Below are 20,624 nucleotides of genomic sequence, written 5' to 3'. Positions count from 1 at the left end.
AGTCGGGTGGCGGCTTCGCCTTACCCGACCTACGAGTTAGCAGGACATGTAGGCCCGGTAAGCGTTAGCGCCACCGGGCTTTTTTTACCGGCGACGCAGCAGCCGAAGCGCGTTCGCCGTCACCAGCACCGTTGCGCCGGTATCCGCCAGCACCGCCAGCCACAGCCCGGTCATGCCGAGCAGGGTGGTCACCAGGAATATCCCTTTCAGCCCGAGCGCAATACCGATGTTCTGACGGATATTGGCACGCGTCGCTCGCGCAAGATCGATCATCTGCGCCAGCCCGGTCAGGCGGTTGTGGGTCAGCGCCGCGTCGGCCGTTTCCAGCGCCACGTCGGTACCGCTGCCCATCGCAATACCAATGGTGGACGCTTTCATCGCCGGGGCATCGTTAATTCCGTCTCCGACCATCGCCAGCGGGGCATGAGCGTTCAACTCTGTGACTGCGCTGACCTTATCTGCAGGCAACAATCCGGCTTTAAATTCCAGCCCCAGTTCACCGGCAATCGCTGCCGCCGCACGAGGGTTATCGCCTGTAAGAATAACGCCCTGTACGCCCAGTTGATGCAGCGCCGCCACGGCTTCTTTTGCGTCATCACGCAGGGTATCGCGCAATGCCAGCATTCCCCTCGCCACGCCGTCCTGCATGACGACTACGACCGTTTGCCCGGTCTGTTCTAACGCCTCAACCTCTGGAGTAGAAGACTTGCCAGCCGCGACAATCAGCACCTTTTTGCCGTCGACGACGGCCTCAATGCCTGAGCCCATCAGTGCCCGCTGGGCAGTTGCCGCAGGGATGGTGAGTTCACGCGCCTTCGCTTCACGCACAATTGCCTGCGCCAGCGGGTGGGTTGAACCTTGCTCTACGGCAGCGGCCAATGTCAGCAGTTCGTTTTCACTGATTTCCTGCGGATAAACACCGGTCACCTGCGGCTTACCTACGGTCAGCGTACCGGTTTTATCGAAGGCAATGTGCTGAACCTGGCTTAGCTGTTCCAGGGCGGCTCCGCCTTTGATCAGAGCACCTCGACGTGCTGCCGCCGCAAGCCCGGATGTGATGGCCGCCGGGGTGGAGATCACCAGCGCACACGGACAGCCAATCAACAGCAGCGTCAGACCTTTATAAATCCAGCCTTCCCACGGTGCGCCGAAGAACAGGGGTGGAACGACAGTGACCAGCAGAGCCACCAGCATGATGGCGGGGGTGTAAATCCTGCTGAAGCGATCGATAAACCGCTCAACTGGCGCACGACGCTCTTCGGCTTCTTCAATCAGCTTCAGGATACGGTCGATGGCGCTGTCACCGGGTTCGGAAAGCACCGTCAGTTGTACCAGACGATCGACACTGGTGGCACCCGCAGGCACTTTTTCACCGGTTGTGCGTTCAACCGGAATGGATTCTCCGGTGAGGGCGCTTTCGTCGAAGCTTGCTGTTGCGGTGAGTAACTCACCGTCTGCAGGCAGACGCCCGCCTGCAGCGACTTCAATCACATCGCCCGGGCGCAGCGTGTTGATGGCGACGGTTTCCCGGTTGTCGTTGATCACGCGTGTGGCGGTTTCAGGTTTCAGCGCCATTAGCGCGCTGACTCCTTTACGCGCGCGGCTGGCGGCCCAGCCCTCAAGACGTTCACCGATTAAGAACAGCAGCAGCACCATCGCCGCTTCAGCTGTCGCACCAATAAACAGTGCACCAATAGCGGCCACGCTCATCAGCGTTTCGATGGCAAACCAGCTTCCGCTTTTCATCAGCCGCAATGCCTGACGGGCAATCGGGAACAGCCCAACCAGCGTGGTGGCGATGAATGCCAGATTGCCGAACGGATGGTTAATCTGTTCCAGTCCCCAGCTCAGGGCCATCATGATGATGAGGGTAATAAGCGGTAGATTTTCTCGCAGGGAGGAGGTTTTTTCTGCCGGAGCATTTTCGCTATGCAGACTGTAACCTGCCTGATTTACGGCAGCTTCAACCTGTTTGCTAATGTCGTTATCCGCGCTGACCAGCAGCTTTTCAGTGGCAAACAGAACCTGGACATGACTCACACCCGGCACCTGTTTTACCGCGTTTTCAACTTTACGGGCGCAGGCGGCGCAGTCCATACCGTTGACGACCCAACTGTAGCGGTTGCCGTTTTCAGGGAGTATTTCGGTTTGTGTTTCGCACGCACCATCGCAGCAGCAGTCGTCCTTCGGCGGAACCGGACTGAGCTTAAATGCTGAGAATTGTGGGGCTTTTTTTGGTGTTTCTGGAGTCGACATGGCAGTCTCCGGCAATGATAATTTTCTCATTAACCGCAGCATACACTCTGGAGTCGACTCCAGAGTCAAGGCTTATTTAAATATACAGCGAGCGCACAATCAGGAAGTGTCCGGCAAAGTAGCAGGCGGCGGCAATCGCGTTATCCGCCCGGAAACGACGGCGATAGTGGCTGCCCAGCCACACGATATTCCCGAGTAACAACAGTGCTGCACCGAAGAACGCGGACATCGCCGGTGCCGTTGGACGGAAGAACCACAGTTCGCCTGCCAGCCATACCATCACCAGCGTCATGGCGATAAAGGTGCAGACCGGCAAACGCATCTCTTCCAGACGCGACCAGATCACTGCAATTAGCAGTGCGCCAATCACCAGCAGCACCAGCGGCAGCGGCCAGAAGAATGACAGCGTCATCTGGCTGGCAAAATAGATGGTATACAGCAGATGCGACAGGAAAAATGCCCCCACGGCATACAGCAGACGCTGACGTGGCAGCAGGGTTAAGGCATCGCCAATCAGGGAAGCACACAGCCCGGCGAGGACCAGATAGCTTATGGCGTTAAACATCGGCGCTTGCCAGGCCAGCAGCAGAAGCAGCAACAGCGTGACCGGTTTAAACAACCAGCGCTGCCAGGTGGGACCGCGGTACGACGCATCGACATAAAGCCATGCGGAAAAACAGACAGCGATAAATGACCAAAGCATATTAACTCCCTGTATCTGTTAAGGCTGAATAATCAGTTTCTGATCCAGTGTAGTGATGCGGGCGGGCGTTTGGCAATGGCGGGGAAGGCAGGGTATCCTGAATTCCGCATAATCTGATGGGATTTTAGAATGAGCAAGATGCCGCTGTTTTTCATTATCGTGGTGGCGATTATCGTCATTGCCGCCTCGTTCCGTTTCGTACAGCAGCGCCGCGAGAAGGCGGATAACGATGCTGCACCGCTGCTGCAAAAGCGCGTGGTAGTGACGAACAAACGCGAAAAACCGCTTAACGACCGCCGTTCACGCCAGCAGCAGGTGACGCCAGCAGGTACGACAATGCGCTATGAAGCGAGCTTTAAGCCGGAAACCGGCGGGCTGGAGATGACCTTCCGCCTGGAGGCGCAGCAGTACCATCAACTGACGGTGGGGGAGAAAGGGACGCTGAGTTATAAAGGGTCCCGATTCGAAGGTTTTACGCCTGAATAATACTCGATCGGTCCCCTCTCCCTGTGGGAGAGGGTTAGGGTGAGGGCAACCAGGCTGCTTACTTCTTCACCTGCGCCTTAAATTTCTTCATCCACACCAGCAGTTCAAACACGCCGAAAATAAACACGCGCAACTGTTGCCAGCCGGTCATCTGCGGGCCATCTTTTGGCAGACCATTTTTCAGCATCACCATCTGCAGGGCGTGCATAAACGATGTGAAAACCAGCGCGACGTTAACAAAAATATTCATCGGGCGCGGGAACGGGTGCACCAGGTTGAGAATTAAAAACGCCCAGACGCCCAGCATCAACAAACGTCCCAGATTAATCAGTACCGGCATCGGATCCTCCTAGTGACTGACGGTGATACAGACGATAAGCGACCTGACCTGCCACTTTTTCACGGTGCAGATCCCAGTGAGCGGGAACTGGCGGTAAACCGTTTTCCACTTCACTTTCCACGTAAATCAATGCGTCATCTGCCAGCCAGCCGTTTTGCTCCAGCAGGGATAACGTCTCTTCCAGCAGCCCCTTACGGAACGGTGGGTCGACAAACACCACGTTATGTGGCGTACCTTTCTGCTCGAGGAAACTCAGCGTGTTGGTGTTCACGACTTTAGCGTTGGTTGCCTTTAGCGTCGCCAGATTTTGCTGCAGCGTCTGCGCCACGCCGCGTTCCATCTCCAGCAGCGTGGCGCTGGCGGCATAGCGTGACAGCGCTTCCAGTCCGAGTGCGCCGCTTCCGGCGAAACAGTCGAGACAGTGGGCGTCTACCATTGACGGGGCCAGCCAGTTAAACAGCGTCTCGCGTACGCGGTCGGTAGTAGGGCGTAAACCGGGGCTGTCCGGCACCGGTAGTTTCCGGCCTCGCCACTGACCGCCGATAATACGAATTTGACCGGCCGGGGCGCGGTTGGGTTTCTTCATCTCAGGAAAGCTCTGTTAACAATTGGCCTGCGATTGCGGGCGGTGATGTCAATTAAGTAAAGTGTTAGACTATTTCATCATTTTTTTAGCTTCCATGTATATAGCGCCGCGAGGAGTGTAGTCGCAGATGGCAAAACAAAAAAAACGTGGCTTCTTTTCCTGGCTGGGCTTCGGTGAAAAAGAGCAAGAAACAGAACAGAAAACCGAAGAGCAACATGCCGTTGAAGAGCAGTCGCAGCCTGAAACGCCTGTAGAAACCGCCGCGGTTGTCGAAGCGGAAGAGACGGCACACAGCAAAGAAGAGATTGAATCTTTCGCTGAAGAGGTGGTTGAGGTCACTGAACAGGTTCAGGAAAGCGAGAAGCCAGAACCGGTTGTCGCCGAAGAGATTCCCGAAGCACCACAGGCCGTCATCGAACACGAAGAACTGCCGCTGCCGGAAGAGGTGAAAACCGAAGCCGTTTCTGCCGAAGAGTGGCAGGACGAAGCGGAAACCGTTGAAATTGTTGAGGCGGTGGAAGAAGAAGCCGAAAACGAACCTGAACTGACCGACGAAGAGCTGGAAGCGCAGGCGCTGGCAGCAGAAGCGGCTGAAGAAGCGGTTATCGTGGTGCCAGTGGAAGAACAGGCCGAAGAGGAGATCGTTCAGGAACAGGAAAAACCGACCAAAGAAGGTTTCTTCGCCCGCCTGAAACGCAGCCTGCTTAAAACCAAAGAAAACTTAGGTTCCGGATTTATCAGTCTTTTCCGCGGCAAGAAGATCGACGACGATCTGTTTGAAGAGCTGGAAGAGCAACTGCTGATCGCCGACGTCGGTGTGGAAACCACCCGTAAGATCATCACCAACCTGACCGAAGGGGCGAGCCGCAAACAGCTGCGTGACGCCGAAGCGCTGTACGGTCTGCTGAAAGACGAGATGGGTGAAATTCTCGCAAAAGTTGACGAACCGCTTAATATTGAAGGCAAAACGCCATTTGTTATTCTGATGGTTGGCGTGAACGGCGTGGGTAAAACCACCACCATCGGCAAGCTGGCGCGTCAGTTCGAGCAACAGGGTAAATCGGTAATGCTGGCGGCGGGCGATACCTTCCGTGCGGCAGCGGTTGAGCAGCTGCAGGTCTGGGGCCAGCGCAATAACATCCCGGTGATTGCCCAGCATACTGGCGCGGATTCCGCATCCGTTATCTTTGACGCCATCCAGGCGGCGAAGGCGCGCAACGTGGATGTACTGATTGCCGATACCGCAGGGCGTTTGCAGAACAAATCGCACCTGATGGAAGAGTTGAAGAAAATCGTCCGTGTGATGAAAAAACTGGACGAAGAAGCACCGCATGAAATTATGCTGACCATTGATGCCAGCACCGGACAGAATGCCATTAGTCAGGCAAAACTGTTCCATGAAGCGGTAGGACTGACGGGGATCACGCTGACCAAACTGGACGGCACCGCCAAAGGCGGGGTGATCTTCTCCGTGGCCGATCAGTTCGGCATTCCTATCCGTTACATCGGTGTGGGCGAGCGTATTGAAGATTTACGTCCGTTTAAAGCGGACGACTTTATTGAGGCACTATTTGCCCGAGAGGACTAACAATGATTCGCTTTGAACACGTCAGCAAGGCCTATCTCGGTGGGAGACAAGCGTTGCAGGGGGTGACATTCCACCTGCAACCGGGCGAGATGGCATTCCTGACCGGCCATTCCGGCGCGGGGAAAAGTACCCTGCTCAAGCTTATCTGTGGGATCGAACGGCCAAGTGCCGGGAAAATCTTTTTCGGCGGCCATGAGATAAGCCGCCTGAAAAATCGCGAAGTACCGTTTCTGCGTCGTCAGATCGGTATGATTTTCCAGGACCACCACCTGCTGATGGATCGCACCGTTTTCGATAACGTGGCTATTCCGCTGATTATTGCCGGTGCCAGCTATGATGATATCCGCCGTCGCGTCTCTGCGGCGCTGGATAAGGTCGGGCTGCTGGACAAAGCGAAGAACTTCCCGATCCAGCTCTCCGGCGGTGAGCAGCAGCGCGTGGGCATTGCCCGTGCGGTGGTGAACAAGCCTGCGGTGCTGCTGGCGGATGAACCGACCGGTAACCTGGACGACGCCCTGTCAGAAGGGATTTTGCGTCTGTTTGAGGAATTTAACCGCGTAGGGGTGACGGTTTTAATGGCGACGCACGATATCGGGCTTATTTCCCGTCGTTCGTACCGCATGCTGACCCTGAGCGACGGTCATTTGCACGGAGGCCATGGTGAATAAGCGTGATGCAATAAACCAGATTCGACAGTTCGGGAACCGGTTTGACCGTTTCCGTAAGTCGCAGGGCGGTGGTGATGGCAATCGTAATGCGCCAAAGCGCCAGAAAGCCGCGCCAAAGCCTGCCTCCCGCAAAACCAACGTGTTTAACGAGCAGGTGCGTTATGCCTTCCACGGCGCGCTGCAGGACCTGAAAAGCAAACCGCTGGCGACGTTCCTGACGGTGATGGTGATTGCCATCTCCCTGACGCTGCCAAGTGTCTGCTATATGGTCTATAAAAACGTCAACCAGGCGGCCTCGCAGTACTACCCGTCCCCACAGATCACGGTCTACCTGGATAAAGCGCTCGACGATAACGCCGCAGCACAGGTGGTCGGGCAAATTCAGGCCGAGCAGGGTGTGGAGAAGGTTAACTATCTCTCGCGTGAAGACGCGCTGGGTGAGTTTCGCAACTGGTCAGGCTTTGGCGGTGCGCTGGATATGCTCGAAGAGAACCCGCTGCCTGCCGTGGCGGTGGTGATCCCTAAGCTGGATTTCCAGGGGACCGATTCGCTTAACACTCTGCGCGATCGCATCACGCGCATTAAGGGCATTGATGAAGTGCGCATGGATGACAGCTGGTTTGCGCGTCTCTCTGCCCTGACCGGGCTGGTTGGCCGCGTGGCGGCGATGATTGGCGTGCTGATGGTGGCGGCGGTCTTCCTCGTCATCGGTAACAGCGTGCGTCTGAGCATCTTCGCTCGTCGCGATACCATCAACGTGCAGAAACTGATTGGTGCGACGGATGGTTTCATCCTTCGTCCGTTCCTCTATGGCGGCGCACTGCTCGGTTTTTCCGGCGCATTTCTTTCACTGATACTGTCAGAAATTTTGGTGATGCGACTGTCATCGGCAGTCACAGAAGTGGCACAGGTTTTTGGAACGAAGTTTGATATCAGTGGCTTAGGGTTCGATGAGTGCCTGTTGCTACTGCTGGTTTGCTCCATGATCGGCTGGGTTGCTGCATGGCTGGCGACGGTGCAACATTTACGTCACTTTACTCCCGATTAATAAAAGCGTGATATAATCTTTCCCTGCACCGAGATGTTCGCTCTGCAGGGAAAGCGTCCCTGTTGTCTCTTCCCCTGTTACCATCTTCATGTCACATTTTGTGCGTAATTTATTCACCGTTGCACCTGGAACTTGTGGATAAAATCACTGTCTGATACAAGAGTGAATGCTAATCTCGTTGCTCAAACGCTTTGGCATGGTTGTTGCCTGATGGGGATAACCTGGACCAGAAGAAACATTGAGAGGAATGAATGACCAAAGAAATGCAAACTTTAGCTTTAGCCCCTGTTGGTAACCTGGAGTCTTACATCCGGGCTGCGAACACCTGGCCGATGTTAACGGCCGAGGAAGAAAAGGAGCTTGCTGAAAAGCTGCATTACCAGGGCGATCTGGAAGCAGCTAAGACGCTGATCCTGTCTCACCTGCGCTTTGTTGTTCACGTTGCTCGTAATTATGCGGGCTACGGCCTGCCGCAGGCGGACTTGATTCAGGAAGGTAACATCGGTCTGATGAAGGCTGTGCGTCGCTTCAACCCGGAAGTGGGTGTGCGACTGGTCTCCTTCGCCGTGCACTGGATCAAAGCAGAGATTCACGAATACGTTCTGCGTAACTGGCGTATTGTGAAAGTCGCCACGACAAAAGCGCAACGCAAACTGTTCTTTAACCTGCGTAAAACCAAGCAGCGTCTGGGCTGGTTCAATCAGGATGAAGTTGAAATGGTGGCGCGCGAGCTGGGCGTATCCAGCAAAGATGTGCGTGAGATGGAATCCCGTATGGCCGCGCAGGACATGACCTTTGATATGTCCTCTGACGACGACGCATCTGACAGCCAGCCGATGGCACCGGTACTTTATCTGCAGGATAAAACCTCTAACTTTGCTGACGGCATTGAAGAGGATAACTGGGAAGATCAGGCCGCGAACAAGCTGACCCATGCGATGGAAGGCCTCGACGAACGTAGCCAGGATATTATCCGCGCCCGCTGGCTGGACGAAGACAACAAGTCCACGCTGCAAGAACTGGCCGACCGCTACGGCGTTTCCGCTGAACGTGTTCGTCAGCTTGAGAAGAACGCCATGAAAAAACTTCGCGCCGCTATCGAAGCGTAAGATAAGCGAAGTACACCGAGAACCCTCGAATGCAAATTCGGGGGTTTTGTTTTTTTAGCGCCCGCTCTGGCGAATTCCCTCCCCCTGGCAAACACTTACTGATGCGCTAAGCAGGCGACTTTCTCAGGGGGACAGGGTGAAAAATAACGAACTGAACGACCGGCGTTTACAGGCGACGCCGCGCGGCATCGGCGTGATGTGTAATTTTTATGCCGATAAAGCTGAAAACGCCACGGTGTGGGATGTTGAAGGCAACGAGTACATCGACTTCGCCGCGGGGATCGCGGTACTGAATACTGGCCATCGCCATCCAAAAGTCATTGCCGCCATCGAAAAGCAACTCCATGCCTTTACCCACACGGCCTACCAGATTGTGCCGTACGAAGGCTACGTGGCGCTTGCCGAACGTCTCAATGAACGCGTGCCCGTTGAGGGACCGGCTAAAACGGCGTTCTTCTCCACGGGGGCTGAGGCGGTCGAAAACGCCGTAAAAATTGCCCGCGCGTATACCAGGCGTCCTGGCCTTATCACCTTCGGTGGTGCATTCCACGGCCGCACTTTTATGACGATGGCTTTAACGGGGAAAGTGGCACCCTACAAACTGGGTTTTGGCCCGTTCCCCGGCTCGGTTTACCACGCGCAATATCCAAATGAACTGCACGGCATCAGCACGGCGGAAGCGTTGAAAAGCCTGGAACGCATCTTTAAAGCGGATATCGCACCCGACCAGGTCGCGGCTATTATTCTCGAGCCGGTTCAGGGGGAAGGTGGTTTCAACATTGCGCCTGCTGATTTTATGCAGGCCCTGCGCGCCCTGTGCGATACCCACGGCATTTTGCTGATTGCCGACGAGGTGCAAAGCGGCTTCGCCCGTACCGGCAAGCTGTTCTCGATGGAACACCACTGTGTGAAGCCTGATCTGATCACCATGGCGAAAAGCCTGGCGGGCGGGATGCCGCTCTCGGCGGTTTCTGGCCGTGCGGAGGTGATGGACGCACCTGCACCTGGTGGGTTGGGCGGAACCTACGCTGGTAACCCGCTGGCGATTGCGGCGGCGCATGCCGTGCTGGACGTGATTGATGAAGAGGATCTCTGCACGCGCTCGGCCCATCTTGGCCATCACCTGATAGAAGTGCTGAACAAAGCGAAGGAACACTGTCCGTATATCGCTGACATTCGTGCGCAAGGCTCGATGGTGGCGGTGGAGTTTAACGACCCGCAATCAGGGCTCCCGTCGCCGGAATTCACCCGTCAGGTACAAGAACGCGCGTTGCAGGAAGGGCTACTTCTTCTGAGCTGCGGCGTCTACGGCAACGTCATTCGTTTCCTGTATCCGCTGACTATCCCTGAAGTGCAGTTCCGTAAAGCGCTGGACATCATCTCCGCGTCGCTGACACGTTAAAGCCATATGCCCGGCGGAAATCTCTGCCGGGCTTATCATATATTCATTTCAAATTAGCTATTCCAAAATCATAAAAATGGGGTATGTTTTAGCAGAGTATGCTGAAAAAGCGCGAGTGGCATACCTATAACTGAAATAAAGCGCTACACAACAACATCACAATAATCGTAATAACCATAATAATGGGGAATCTCAGGATGAACATGAAGGGTAAAGCGTTACTGGCAGGATGTATCGCGTTGGCATTTAGCACGATGGCACAGGCAGATATTAAAGTGGCTGTCGTAGGAGCGATGTCCGGTCCGGTAGCACAGTATGGTGACCAGGAATTTACTGGCGCAGAACAGGCGGTTGCAGACATTAATGCCAAGGGCGGTATTAAGGGCGAAAAACTGCAGATCGTAAAATATGATGATGCCTGTGACCCGAAACAAGCGGTCGCGGTCGCGAACAAAGTGGTGAACGACGGGATCAAATACGTTATCGGTCACCTGTGCTCTTCCTCTACTCAGCCAGCGTCTGACATCTACGAAGACGAAGGCATTCTGATGATCACCCCGGCAGCGACGGCACCTGAGCTGACCTCTCGCGGCTACAAGCTGACCCTGCGCACCACCGGTCTGGACTCTGACCAGGGCCCAACTGCGGCGAAATACATCGTTGAAAAAGTGAAGCCGAAGCGCATCGCTATCGTTCATGACAAGCAGCAGTACGGTGAAGGTCTGGCGCGTTCCGTGCAGGACAACCTCAAGAAAGCGAATGCCGACGTGGTGTTCTTCGACGGTATCACCGCTGGTGAGAAAGATTTCTCCACCCTGGTGGCGCGTCTGAAGAAAGAGAATATTGATTTCGTTTACTACGGTGGCTACCACCCGGAAATGGGTCAGATCCTGCGCCAGGCACGTGCTGCGGGTCTGAAAACCCAGTTCATGGGTCCGGAAGGGGTGGCGAACGTATCCCTGTCTAACATCGCGGGTGAATCCGCTGAAGGCCTGCTGGTGACCAAACCGAAGAACTACGACCAGGTTCCGGCGAACAAACCAATCGTAGATGCCATCAAAGCGAAGAAACAGGATCCAAGCGGTGCGTTCGTGTGGACCACCTACGCTGCGCTGCAGTCTCTGCAAGCGGGTCTGAACCAGTCAGCCGATCCGGCTGAGATCGCGAAATACCTGAAAGCGAATTCCGTAAATACCGTTATGGGGCCGCTGTCATGGGATGAGAAGGGCGATCTGAAAGGCTTCGAGTTCGGCGTGTTTGACTGGCACGCGAACGGGACTGCTACTGACGCAAAATAAAAGCAAAAGGCAACGTAAGTTGCCTTTTTTATGTTTTCTCCCTCTCCCCGTGGGAGAGGGTCGGGGTGAGGGCATCAGGCCGCACAGGTCATCCCTGGCGCTTCTCCCACCCATTCTCCTGCGCCGTAAACCCTAACGCCTGCATAAATGCCGCCATCACGTCACGGTCTTCCACGCCCACGTCGGCCATCCACCAGGAGGTCACGCTCGGGTTTTCACGGATCACTTCTTCAATCAAATACTGCCCTACACCACGACGACGGGTGACGTCACGCACGCGCAGTGAGTCCAGCGCCCCTTCGGTGCCGCTCAGAGTCACGCGAACCGCAGCCAGTAAACGTTCATTAAATCGCGCAGCATAAATACGGTGGGTCTCGTCAACGCGTAGTGACGAAGGGGAATATTCCGGCCAGATCTTGCCCAGGTCGATATGATCCTGGTCGCTAAAGGTCACCAGACGAACGATTGTCAGTTTCATTAGCTTGTTGTCCAAATCAAATTGAGTAGGGGCAGTGTACTCAATTTATTCACTCAGCGGCTTCCTCTTTTTATTCTCATTAACCAGGTGATTAGTTTTTTAGCAACGCGATGGGCAGTTTGAAAACACATGGATCGAAAAATAAGCAGAATTTTAACCTGAATGGTAGTGATTTATTCGGCGCTTTGTGCCGTTATTTTATGCTGCAAACTGCACTTTTATTTGTTTATCTCTGCCTGATTTCAGAATATTATCTTTGCTTAATAGCCTGAAAAATAGAGATTTTAGTCTGGTTTTTGTGAAAAAACTGCGCTAAACCATTAAAGGCACTGGTAAAAATAGCGTTGTGCATTAAAAGTACAGAATGCTTTTTAACCAGAATAAAACAAAATATAAACACGACATCACGAATGGGGATTCAGAGATGAGAAGGAACGCGAAAACGTTACTCGCGGGGATGGTTGCATTGTCGATTTCGCATGCGGCCATGGCGGAAGAGATTAAAGTTGCTGTAGTCGGTGCGATGTCCGGTCCTGTTGCCCAGTGGGGGGATATGGAGTTCAACGGTGCGCGCCAGGCCATCAAAGACATCAACGCAAAAGGCGGCATCAAAGGCGATAAACTGGTTGGTGTGGAATATGACGATGCCTGCGATCCTAAACAGGCCGTTGCGGTCGCCAACAAAATCGTCAACGACGGTATTCAGTATGTGATCGGCCACCTGTGCTCATCCTCCACCCAGCCTGCGTCTGATATCTACGAAGACGAAGGCATTCTGATGATCACCCCGGGTGCGACCAACCCGGAGCTGACCCAACGCGGCTATCAACACATTATGCGTACCGCGGGTCTGGACTCCTCTCAGGGCCCAACCGCCGCCAAATACATCCTCGACACCGTTAAGCCACAGCGCATTGCCATTATTCATGACAAACAGCAGTACGGTGAAGGCCTGGCGCGTTCCGTTCAGGACGGCCTGAAAAAAGGCGGCGTGAATGTCGTCTTCTTCGATGGAATTACCGCCGGTGAGAAAGATTTCTCCGCCCTGATTGCCCGTCTGCAAAAAGAGAATATTGATTTCGTTTACTACGGTGGCTACTACCCGGAAATGGGCCAGATGCTGCGCCAGGCGCGTTCGGTAGGGCTGAAAACCCAGTTTATGGGGCCGGAAGGCGTGGGTAACGCCTCCCTGTCAAACATCGCGGGTGATGCTGCCGAAGGCATGCTGGTAACGATGCCAAAACGCTATGACCAGGATCCGGCCAACAAGGCTATCGTTGATGCGCTCAAGGCGCAGAAGAAGGATCCGAGTGGTCCGTACGTCTGGATTACCTACGCGGCTGTGCAGTCTCTGGCAACCGCACTGGATCGCTCCGGCAGCAAAGAACCGCTGGATCTGGTGAAAGATTTAAAAGCACACGGGGCGAACACCGTGATTGGGCCGCTGAACTGGGATGAGAAAGGCGATCTGAAGGGATTTGAGTTTGGTGTCTTTAAGTGGCACGCCGACGGTTCATCCTCGGCCGCCAAATAATTATCCCACCGCCCGGACTGACGGGCGGGTATAAAAAGGTTTGCATATGTCCGAGCAGTTTCTCTATTTCCTGCAGCAGATGTTTAACGGCGTCACGCTGGGAAGCACCTACGCGCTGATCGCCATCGGCTATACGATGGTTTACGGTATTATCGGCATGATCAACTTCGCCCACGGCGAGGTGTACATGATCGGTAGTTATGTCTCCTTTATGATCATCGCCGCGCTGATGATGATGGGTATCGACAGCAGCTGGCTGCTGGTCGCTGCCGGGTTTGTCGGCGCGATCGTGATTGCCAGTGCCTACGGCTGGAGCATCGAACGCGTGGCCTACCGGCCAGTGCGCAGCTCCAAGCGCCTGATTGCCCTGATCTCCGCCATCGGCATGTCAATCTTCCTGCAAAACTACGTCAGCCTGACCGAAGGCTCGCGCGACGTGGCGCTGCCAAGCTTGTTTAATGGCCAGTGGGTTGTCGGGGCGAGTGATAACTTCTCTGCGTCTATTACCACCATGCAGTTGGTTATCTGGATCGTGACCTTCATTGCGATGCTGGCGCTGACCTTGTTCATTCGTTATTCCCGCATGGGGCGCGCCTGTCGTGCCTGCGCGGAAGACCTGAAGATGGCGAGCCTGCTTGGCATTAACACGGACCGCGTGATTGCACTCACCTTCGTGATTGGCGCCGCAATGGCCGCTGTCGCAGGTGTGCTGCTCGGTCAGTTCTACGGTGTGATTAACCCGTACATCGGCTTTATGGCCGGGATGAAAGCCTTCACCGCCGCTGTGCTGGGCGGTATCGGCAGCATTCCGGGCGCGATGATTGGCGGTCTGATCCTCGGCGTGGCGGAAGCGCTCTCCTCGGCGTATCTGAGTACGGAATATAAAGATGTGGTGTCGTTTGCCCTGCTGATTCTGGTTCTGCTGGTAATGCCTACCGGTATTCTGGGTCGTCCGGAGGTAGAGAAAGTATGAAACCGATGCATTTTGCAATGGCGCTGCTCTCTGCCGCCATGTTCTTCGTGCTGGCGGGCGTCTTTATGGGCGTTCAGTTAGAGCTGAACGGTACTAAGCTGGTGGTGGACACCGCAGCAGACATCCGCTGGCAGTGGGTGTTTATCGGCACGGCAGTGGTGTTCCTGTTCCAGCTGCTGCGTCCGCTGTTTCAGAAGACGCTGAAAGGCGTTTCTGGCCCGAAATTCGTGCTGCCTGCGATTGATGGTTCAACCGTTAAACAGAAGCTGTTCCTCGTCGCCCTGCTGGTGGCGGCGGTGGCGTGGCCGTTCGTGGTGTCGCGCGGGACGGTAGACATTGCCACTCTGACCATGATCTACGTGATCCTCGGTCTCGGTCTGAACGTGGTAGTGGGTTTGTCTGGCCTGCTGGTGCTGGGCTACGGCGGCTTCTACGCCATCGGTGCTTACACCTTCGCGCTGCTGAACCACTATTACGGTCTCGGCTTCTGGACGTGTCTGCCGCTGGCGGGGTTGGTTTCTGCGGCTGCGGGCTTCCTGCTGGGCTTCCCGGTGCTGCGCCTGCGCGGTGACTACCTGGCGATTGTGACCTTAGGCTTTGGTGAAATCGTCCGTATCCTGCTGCTCAACAACACCGAAGTGACCGGTGGCCCGAACGGTATCAGCCAGATCCCGAAACCGACCTTCTTTGGTCTGGAATTCAGCCGTACCGCTCGTGAAGGCGGCTGGGATACCTTCAGCAACTTCTTTGGCGTGAAATACGACCCGTCTGACCGTGTCATCTGGCTCTACCTGGTGGCGCTGCTGCTGGTGGTGATTACCCTGTTCGTGATCAACCGTCTGCTGCGCATGCCGCTGGGTCGCGCGTGGGAAGCACTGCGTGAAGATGAGATCGCCTGCCGCTCCCTGGGCCTGAACCCGACCCGCATCAAGCTGACCGCGTTCACCATCAGTGCCGCGTTTGCCGGTTTTGCCGGGACGCTGTTTGCCGCACGCCAGGGCTTTGTCAGCCCGGAATCCTTCACTTTTGCCGAATCTGCCTTTGTGCTGGCGATTGTGGTGCTCGGCGGGATGGGTTCGCAGTTCGCCGTTATCCTGGCGGCCATCCTGCTGGTGGTCTCGCGTGAGCTGATGCGCGACTTTAACGAATACAGCATGCTGATGCTGGGTGGTTTAATGGTGCTGATGATGATCTGGCGTCCGCAGGGCTTGCTGCCGATGACCCGTCCACAGCTGAAGCTGAAGAACGGGCAAACGAAAGGAGAGCAGGCATGAGTCAGCCATTATTATCCGTTAACGGTCTGATGATGCGTTTTGGCGGCCTGCTGGCGGTCAACAACGTGAATCTGGATCTGCATAAGAAAGAGATTGTCTCCCTGATTGGCCCGAACGGCGCGGGTAAAACCACGGTCTTCAACTGCCTGACCGGTTTCTACAAGCCGACGGGCGGCACCATTATGCTGCGCGACCAGCACCTTGAAGGCCTGCCCGGGCAACAGATCGCCCGTATGGGCGTGGTGCGTACTTTCCAGCACGTGCGTCTGTTCCGTGAGATGACGGTCATTGAGAACCTGCTGGTGGCGCAACATCAGCAGCTGAAAACCGGGCTTTTCTCCGGCCTGCTGAAAACCCCGGCCTTCCGTCGCGCACAGGATGAAGCGCTGGATCGCGCTGCCACCTGGCTCGACCGCATCGGTCTGTTGCAGCACGCTAACCGTCAGGCTAGCAACCTGGCTTACGGCGACCAACGTCGTCTGGAGATTGTGCGTTGCATGGTGACGCAGCCGGAAATCCTGATGCTCGACGAGCCTGCTGCTGGCCTCAACCCGAAAGAGACCAAAGAGCTGGACGAGCTGATTGCCGAGCTGCGCGATCATCACGACACCACCATCCTGCTGATTGAGCACGATATGAAGCTGGTGATGGGCATTTCTGACCGTATCTACGTGGTAAACCAGGGCACGCCGCTGGCAAACGGCACGCCGGAAGAGATCCGCAACAACCCGGACGTGATCCGCGCATACCTTGGTGAGGCATAAGATGGAAAAAGCGATGTTAACGTTCGACAAGGTCAATGCGCACTACGGCAAGATCCAGGCGCTTCACGACGTCAGCCTGCATATCAATCAGGGTGAAATCGTCACCCTGATTGGCGCCAACGGCGCGGGCAAAACGACACTGCTCGGCACCCTGTGCGGTGACCCGCGCGCGACCAGCGGGCGAATTGTGTTTGATGGCAAAGACATTACCGACTGGCAGACCGCCAGAATCATGCGTGAAGCCGTGGCGATTGTGCCGGAAGGGCGTCGCGTGTTTTCCCGTATGACGGTGGAAGAGAACCTGGCGATGGGCGGCTTCTTTGCCGACCGCGACCAGTACCAGACCCGTATCAAGTGGGTCTATGAGCTCTTCCCGCGTCTGTGGGAACGCCGTATTCAGCGTGCGGGCACTATGTCCGGTGGTGAACAGCAGATGCTGGCGATTGGCCGTGCGCTGATGAGCCAGCCGCGATTGTTGCTGCTCGATGAACCGTCGCTGGGGCTTGCGCCAATCATCATCCAGCAGATTTTCGACACCATCGAACAGCTGCGTAAAGAGGGAATGACCATCTTCCTCGTTGAGCAGAATGCTAACCAGGCGCTGAAGCTCGCTGACCGTGGCTACGTGCTGGAGAACGGCCGCGTGGTGCTTTCTGATACCGGAGACGCGCTGCTCGCGAACGAGGCGGTGCGGAGCGCTTATTTAGGCGGCTGAGCCGTCTTCATCGCCCGGTGGCGCTTACGCTTACCGGGCCTGCGGGATCGAGTAGGCCGGGTAAGGCGTAGCCGCCACCCGGCTTTTTTTCACCCCCAACCCCCTTCACACAACCATCATCCCCCTGACGCCTGGCTGTCACTTATCTGTAAACAAACAGTTATTTTTCTGTCATTCGAGCATGTCATGTTACCTCGCGAGCATAAAACGCGTGATATCGCGCATCCGGCACAATAAGAGAGATGACAATGACATCGTTACGACACACAGCTTTGGGTCTGGCAATTGGTCTGGCTTTTGCGACGAACGCAATGGCTGTCACCACCATTCCGTTCTGGCATTCCATGGAAGGGGAGTTGGGTAAAGAAGTTGACTCCCTGGCGCAGCGTTTCAACGACACCCATCCGGATTACAAAATTGTGCCGGTGTATAAAGGTAACTACGAGCAGAGCCTGAGCGCAGGTATCGCTGCTTTCCGTACCGGTAACGCGCCTGCGCTGTTACAGGTTTATGAAGTGGGTACCGCCACCATGATGGCCTCTAAAGCCATCAAACCGGTGTACGAAGTCTTTAAAGACGCGGGTATCAACTTCGACGAATCCCAGTTCGTGCCAACCGTTTCCGGTTACTACACCGATTCCAAAACCGGCCATCTGTTGTCCCAGCCGTTTAACAGCTCCACCCCTGTGCTGTACTACAACAAAGACGCCTTTAAAAAAGCCGGTTTAGATCCAGAGCAGCCGCCAAAAACCTGGCAGGATCTGGCCGAGTACACCGCGAAGCTGAAAGCGGCAGGGATGAAGTGCGGTTATGCGAGCGGCTGGCAGGGCTGGATCCAGATTGAAAACTTCAGCGCCTGGCATGGCCTGCCGGTGGCGACCAAAAACAACGGTTTCGACGGCACTGACGCGGTCCTGGAGTTCAATAAGCCAGAGCAGGTGAAACACATTGCGCTGCTGGAAGAACTCAACAAGAAGGGCGATTTCAGCTACTACGGCCGTAAAGACGAATCCACCGAGAAGTTCTACAACGGTGATTGCGCTATTACTACCGCCTCTTCCGGCTCGCTGGCAGACATCCGTCATTACGCCAAATTCAACTACGGCGTGGGCATGATGCCTTACGACGCTGATGTGAAAGGTGCGCCACAGAACGCCATCATCGGCGGGGCAAGCCTGTGGGTGATGCAGGGCAAAGACAAAGGGACCTACAAAGGCGTAGCCGAGTTCCTCGACTTCCTGGCGAAACCAGAAAATGCCGCCGAATGGCACCAGAAAACCGGCTATCTGCCGATCACCAAAGCTGCGTATGACCTGACCCGCGAGCAGGGTTTCTACAGCAAGAACCCGGGCGCGGACATCCCGACGCGTCAGATGCTGAACAAGCCGCCGTTGCCGTACACCAAAGGTCTGCGTCTGGGCAATATGCCGCAGATCCGCACCATCGTCGATGAAGAGCTGGAAAGCGTGTGGACCGGGAAGAAAACGCCACAGCAGGCGCTGGATTCAGCGGTAGAGCGCGGGAATCAGCTGCTGCGTCGTTTTGAGCAGTCGACGAAGTCTTAATCTTTTTACCCTCACCCTAACCCTCTCCCCACAGGGAGAGGGAATGTATACCTCCCTCTCCCTTTGGGAGAGGGCCGGGGTGAGGGGAAACCAACTAGAGCTAACCTATGTCCTCATCCCGTCCGGTGTTTCGTTCCCGCTGGCTGCCTTATCTGCTGGTCGCGCCACAGCTGGTCATCACCGTTATCTTCTTTATCTGGCCTGCGGGCGAAGCGCTATGGTACTCAGTGCAAAGCGTCGATCCCTTCGGGCTTTCCAGCCAGTTTGTTGGCCTGAACAACTTCATCGCGCTGTTCCATGACAGCTACTACCTGGACTCCTTCTGGACGACGATGAAGTTCAGCGCGCTGGTGACCGTCAGTGGTCTGGTTGCCTCGCTGTTTTTCGCCGCGCTGGTGGATTACGTGGTGCGCGGCAGCCGTCTGTATCAAACGCTGATGCTGCTGCCTTACGCCGTAGCGCCCGCCGTCGCTGCCGTGCTGTGGATCTTCCTGTTTAACCCTGGCCGCGGGCTGATTACCCACTTCCTGGCAGAGTTCGGCTACGACTGGAACCACGCCCAGAACAGCGGTCAGGCGATGTTCCTGGTGGTATTCGCCTCGGTGTGGAAGCAGATCAGCTATAACTTCCTGTTCTTCTTTGCCGCGCTGCAGTCCATTCCGCGTTCGCTGGTGGAAGCCGCGGCGATTGATGGCGCAGGCCCTATCCGCCGCTTCTTTAAACTGGCGCTGCCGCTGATCGCCCCGGTGAGTTTCTTCCTGCTGGTGGTCAACCTGGTGTACGCCTTCTTCGATACCTTCCCGGTGATCGACGCAGCGACCGCAGGCGGCCCGGTGCAGGCGACAACGACGCTTATCTATAAGATCTACCGCGAAGGTTTTGCTGGCCTGGATCTCTCTGCCTCTGCCGCGCAGTCCGTCGTGCTGATGTTCCTTGTCATCATCCTCACGGTGGTGCAGTTCCGTTATGTCGAAAGTAAGGTGCGCTACCAATGATTGAGAACCGTCGCGGGCTGACGATTTTCAGCCATACCATGCTGATTTTAGGGATTATTGTCATCCTGTTCCCGCTGTACGTGGCCTTTGTCGCCGCCACGCTGGACACCAAAGCGGTGTTTGATACGCCGATGACGCTGATCCCGGGCGGTCATCTTTTCGAGAATATGTCGACCATCTGGACGCAGGGCGTGGGCGTTAACAACGCGCCGTTCTGGTTGATGATGCTCAACAGCTTCATCATGGCGTTCGGTATCACGGTGGGCAAAATTACGGTGTCGATGCTCTCGGCCTTTGCCATCGTCTGGTTCCGCTTTCCGCTGCGCAACCTGTTCTTCTGGATGATCTTCATCACCCTGATGTTGCCGGTGGAGGTGCGTATCTTCCCGACGGTGGAGGTCATCGCCAATCTTGGGATGCTCGACAGCTATGCGGGCTTAACCCTGCCGTTGATGGCCTCGGCGACCGCCACCTTCCTGTTCCGCCAGTTCTTTATGACCCTGCCGGACGAGCTGATTGAAGCCGCGCGTATCGACGGCGCTTCACCAATGCGCTTCTTCCGCGACATCGTGCTGCCGCTGTCGAAAACCAACCTCGCGGCGCTGTTTGTGATCACCTTTATCTACGGCTGGAATCAGTACCTGTGGCCGCTGCTGATTATTCAGGACGTCAACCTCGGCACTGCCGTGGCGGGCATCAAAGGCATGATCGCCACTGGTGAAGGCACCACCCTCTGGAACCAGGTGATGGCGGCGATGCTGCTCACCCTTATCCCTCCGGTCGTTATCGTTTTAGCCATGCAGCGTGCGTTTGTGCGTGGTTTAGTGGACAGTGAGAAATAA

Annotated in this window: 20 protein-coding genes; 15 read left to right on the top strand and 5 right to left on the bottom strand. The window is 55.7% G+C overall.

Annotated elements, in window-relative coordinates; all coding sequences use genetic code 11:
• Positions 1-84: 84 nt before the first annotated feature.
• Both zntA and WB237_RS21200 read right to left on the bottom strand, forming a co-directional pair.
• Positions 85-2,256: a Zn(II)/Cd(II)/Pb(II) translocating P-type ATPase ZntA gene (zntA, locus tag WB237_RS21205; protein WP_336216140.1), complete on the bottom strand. Its 2,172-nt coding sequence runs from the start codon at positions 2,254-2,256 to the stop codon at positions 85-87.
• Positions 2,257-2,332: 76 nt separating this feature from the next.
• Positions 2,333-2,959 (bottom strand): lysoplasmalogenase, encoded by a 627-nt coding sequence (locus tag WB237_RS21200; RefSeq protein ID WP_114979566.1) that lies wholly within the window; start codon positions 2,957-2,959, stop codon positions 2,333-2,335.
• 129 nt (positions 2,960-3,088) lie between these two features.
• On the opposite strand from WB237_RS21200, the gene WB237_RS21195 reads away from it, so the two are divergent.
• Positions 3,089-3,445, top strand: a complete 357-nt coding sequence (locus WB237_RS21195; RefSeq protein ID WP_049007748.1) for a DUF2500 domain-containing protein — start codon at positions 3,089-3,091, stop codon at positions 3,443-3,445.
• Between the two features lie 58 nt (positions 3,446-3,503).
• On the opposite strand, the gene WB237_RS21190 is transcribed toward WB237_RS21195, so the two are convergent.
• Together WB237_RS21190 and rsmD are read right to left on the bottom strand one after the other, a co-directional pair.
• The gene (locus tag WB237_RS21190; RefSeq protein WP_049007747.1) at positions 3,504-3,785 is read right to left on the bottom strand and encodes a DUF1145 family protein; all 282 of its coding nucleotides are present in this window, start codon (positions 3,783-3,785) and stop codon (positions 3,504-3,506) included.
• Positions 3,769-4,371, bottom strand: a complete 603-nt coding sequence (gene rsmD, locus WB237_RS21185; RefSeq protein ID WP_336216135.1) for a 16S rRNA (guanine(966)-N(2))-methyltransferase — start codon at positions 4,369-4,371, stop codon at positions 3,769-3,771. The genes WB237_RS21190 and rsmD overlap by 17 nt, the downstream gene beginning before the upstream one ends.
• 127 nt (positions 4,372-4,498) lie before the next feature.
• Here rsmD and ftsY point away from each other — a divergent pair, with 127 nt between their 5' ends.
• The 6 genes from ftsY to livJ all read left to right on the top strand — a co-directional run bounded on the left by ftsY (position 4,499) and on the right by livJ (position 11,484).
• Entirely contained in the window at positions 4,499-5,959 is a 1,461-nt protein-coding gene (gene ftsY / locus WB237_RS21180; protein WP_336216132.1) for a signal recognition particle-docking protein FtsY, read from the top strand.
• Between the two features lie 2 nt (positions 5,960-5,961).
• Positions 5,962-6,627, top strand: coding sequence for a cell division ATP-binding protein FtsE (gene ftsE / locus WB237_RS21175; RefSeq protein WP_025758973.1), 666 nt, complete (start codon positions 5,962-5,964; stop codon positions 6,625-6,627).
• Complete coding sequence (gene ftsX, locus WB237_RS21170) at positions 6,620-7,675, top strand: permease-like cell division protein FtsX (RefSeq protein WP_028017960.1); 1,056 nt, start codon at positions 6,620-6,622, stop codon at positions 7,673-7,675. Before ftsE ends, ftsX begins: the two co-directional genes overlap by 8 nt.
• A 251-nt stretch (positions 7,676-7,926) precedes the next feature.
• A complete protein-coding gene (gene rpoH, locus WB237_RS21165; RefSeq protein ID WP_028017959.1) occupies positions 7,927-8,784 on the top strand; it encodes an RNA polymerase sigma factor RpoH in 858 nt (285 codons plus the stop codon).
• A 136-nt stretch (positions 8,785-8,920) separates the two neighbouring features.
• A complete protein-coding gene (locus tag WB237_RS21160) occupies positions 8,921-10,186 on the top strand; it encodes a 4-aminobutyrate--2-oxoglutarate transaminase (RefSeq protein WP_336216124.1) in 1,266 nt (421 codons plus the stop codon).
• Positions 10,187-10,383: 197 nt separating this feature from the next.
• On the top strand, positions 10,384-11,484 hold the full coding sequence (livJ, locus tag WB237_RS21155) for a branched chain amino acid ABC transporter substrate-binding protein LivJ (protein WP_139156810.1): 1,101 nt from the start codon (positions 10,384-10,386) through the stop codon (positions 11,482-11,484).
• Positions 11,485-11,572: 88 nt separating this feature from the next.
• On the opposite strand, the gene panM is transcribed toward livJ, so the two are convergent.
• Positions 11,573-11,962 (bottom strand): aspartate 1-decarboxylase autocleavage activator PanM, encoded by a 390-nt coding sequence (gene panM, locus WB237_RS21150; RefSeq protein WP_336216119.1) that lies wholly within the window; start codon positions 11,960-11,962, stop codon positions 11,573-11,575.
• Positions 11,963-12,386: 424 nt separating this feature from the next.
• Here panM and livK point away from each other — a divergent pair, with 424 nt between their 5' ends.
• From livK to ugpE, 8 genes are all read left to right on the top strand, one after another.
• Complete coding sequence (gene livK, locus WB237_RS21145; protein WP_336216117.1) at positions 12,387-13,496, top strand: high-affinity branched-chain amino acid ABC transporter substrate-binding protein LivK; 1,110 nt, start codon at positions 12,387-12,389, stop codon at positions 13,494-13,496.
• Between the two features lie 46 nt (positions 13,497-13,542).
• Entirely contained in the window at positions 13,543-14,469 is a 927-nt protein-coding gene (livH, locus tag WB237_RS21140) for a high-affinity branched-chain amino acid ABC transporter permease LivH (protein WP_028017954.1), read from the top strand.
• Entirely contained in the window at positions 14,466-15,743 is a 1,278-nt protein-coding gene (livM, locus tag WB237_RS21135) for a branched chain amino acid ABC transporter permease LivM (protein ID WP_336216114.1), read from the top strand. Before livH ends, livM begins: the two co-directional genes overlap by 4 nt.
• Positions 15,740-16,507 carry a high-affinity branched-chain amino acid ABC transporter ATP-binding protein LivG gene (gene livG / locus WB237_RS21130; protein WP_008500101.1) on the top strand — a complete coding sequence of 256 codons (768 nt, stop codon included), beginning with the start codon at positions 15,740-15,742 and terminating at the stop codon, positions 16,505-16,507. The genes livM and livG overlap by 4 nt, the downstream gene beginning before the upstream one ends.
• A gap of 1 nt (position 16,508) precedes the next feature.
• Positions 16,509-17,222: a high-affinity branched-chain amino acid ABC transporter ATP-binding protein LivF gene (gene livF / locus WB237_RS21125; RefSeq protein ID WP_336216110.1), complete on the top strand. Its 714-nt coding sequence runs from the start codon at positions 16,509-16,511 to the stop codon at positions 17,220-17,222.
• Positions 17,223-17,470: 248 nt separating this feature from the next.
• Entirely contained in the window at positions 17,471-18,787 is a 1,317-nt protein-coding gene (gene ugpB, locus WB237_RS21120; protein WP_336216108.1) for a sn-glycerol-3-phosphate ABC transporter substrate-binding protein UgpB, read from the top strand.
• Positions 18,788-18,894: 107 nt separating this feature from the next.
• Positions 18,895-19,782, top strand: a complete 888-nt coding sequence (ugpA, locus tag WB237_RS21115) for a sn-glycerol-3-phosphate ABC transporter permease UgpA (protein ID WP_336216105.1) — start codon at positions 18,895-18,897, stop codon at positions 19,780-19,782.
• Positions 19,779-20,624 (top strand): sn-glycerol-3-phosphate ABC transporter permease UgpE, encoded by an 846-nt coding sequence (gene ugpE, locus WB237_RS21110; RefSeq protein ID WP_336216102.1) that lies wholly within the window; start codon positions 19,779-19,781, stop codon positions 20,622-20,624. The genes ugpA and ugpE overlap by 4 nt, the downstream gene beginning before the upstream one ends.

Origin of the sequence: Enterobacter sp. P82 (genome assembly GCF_037053385.1) — a bacterium.
GTDB lineage: Bacteria > Pseudomonadota > Gammaproteobacteria > Enterobacterales > Enterobacteriaceae > Enterobacter.
Note: the sequence above shows the minus strand (reverse complement) of the source record. Positions and strands in the feature narration are given on the sequence as shown.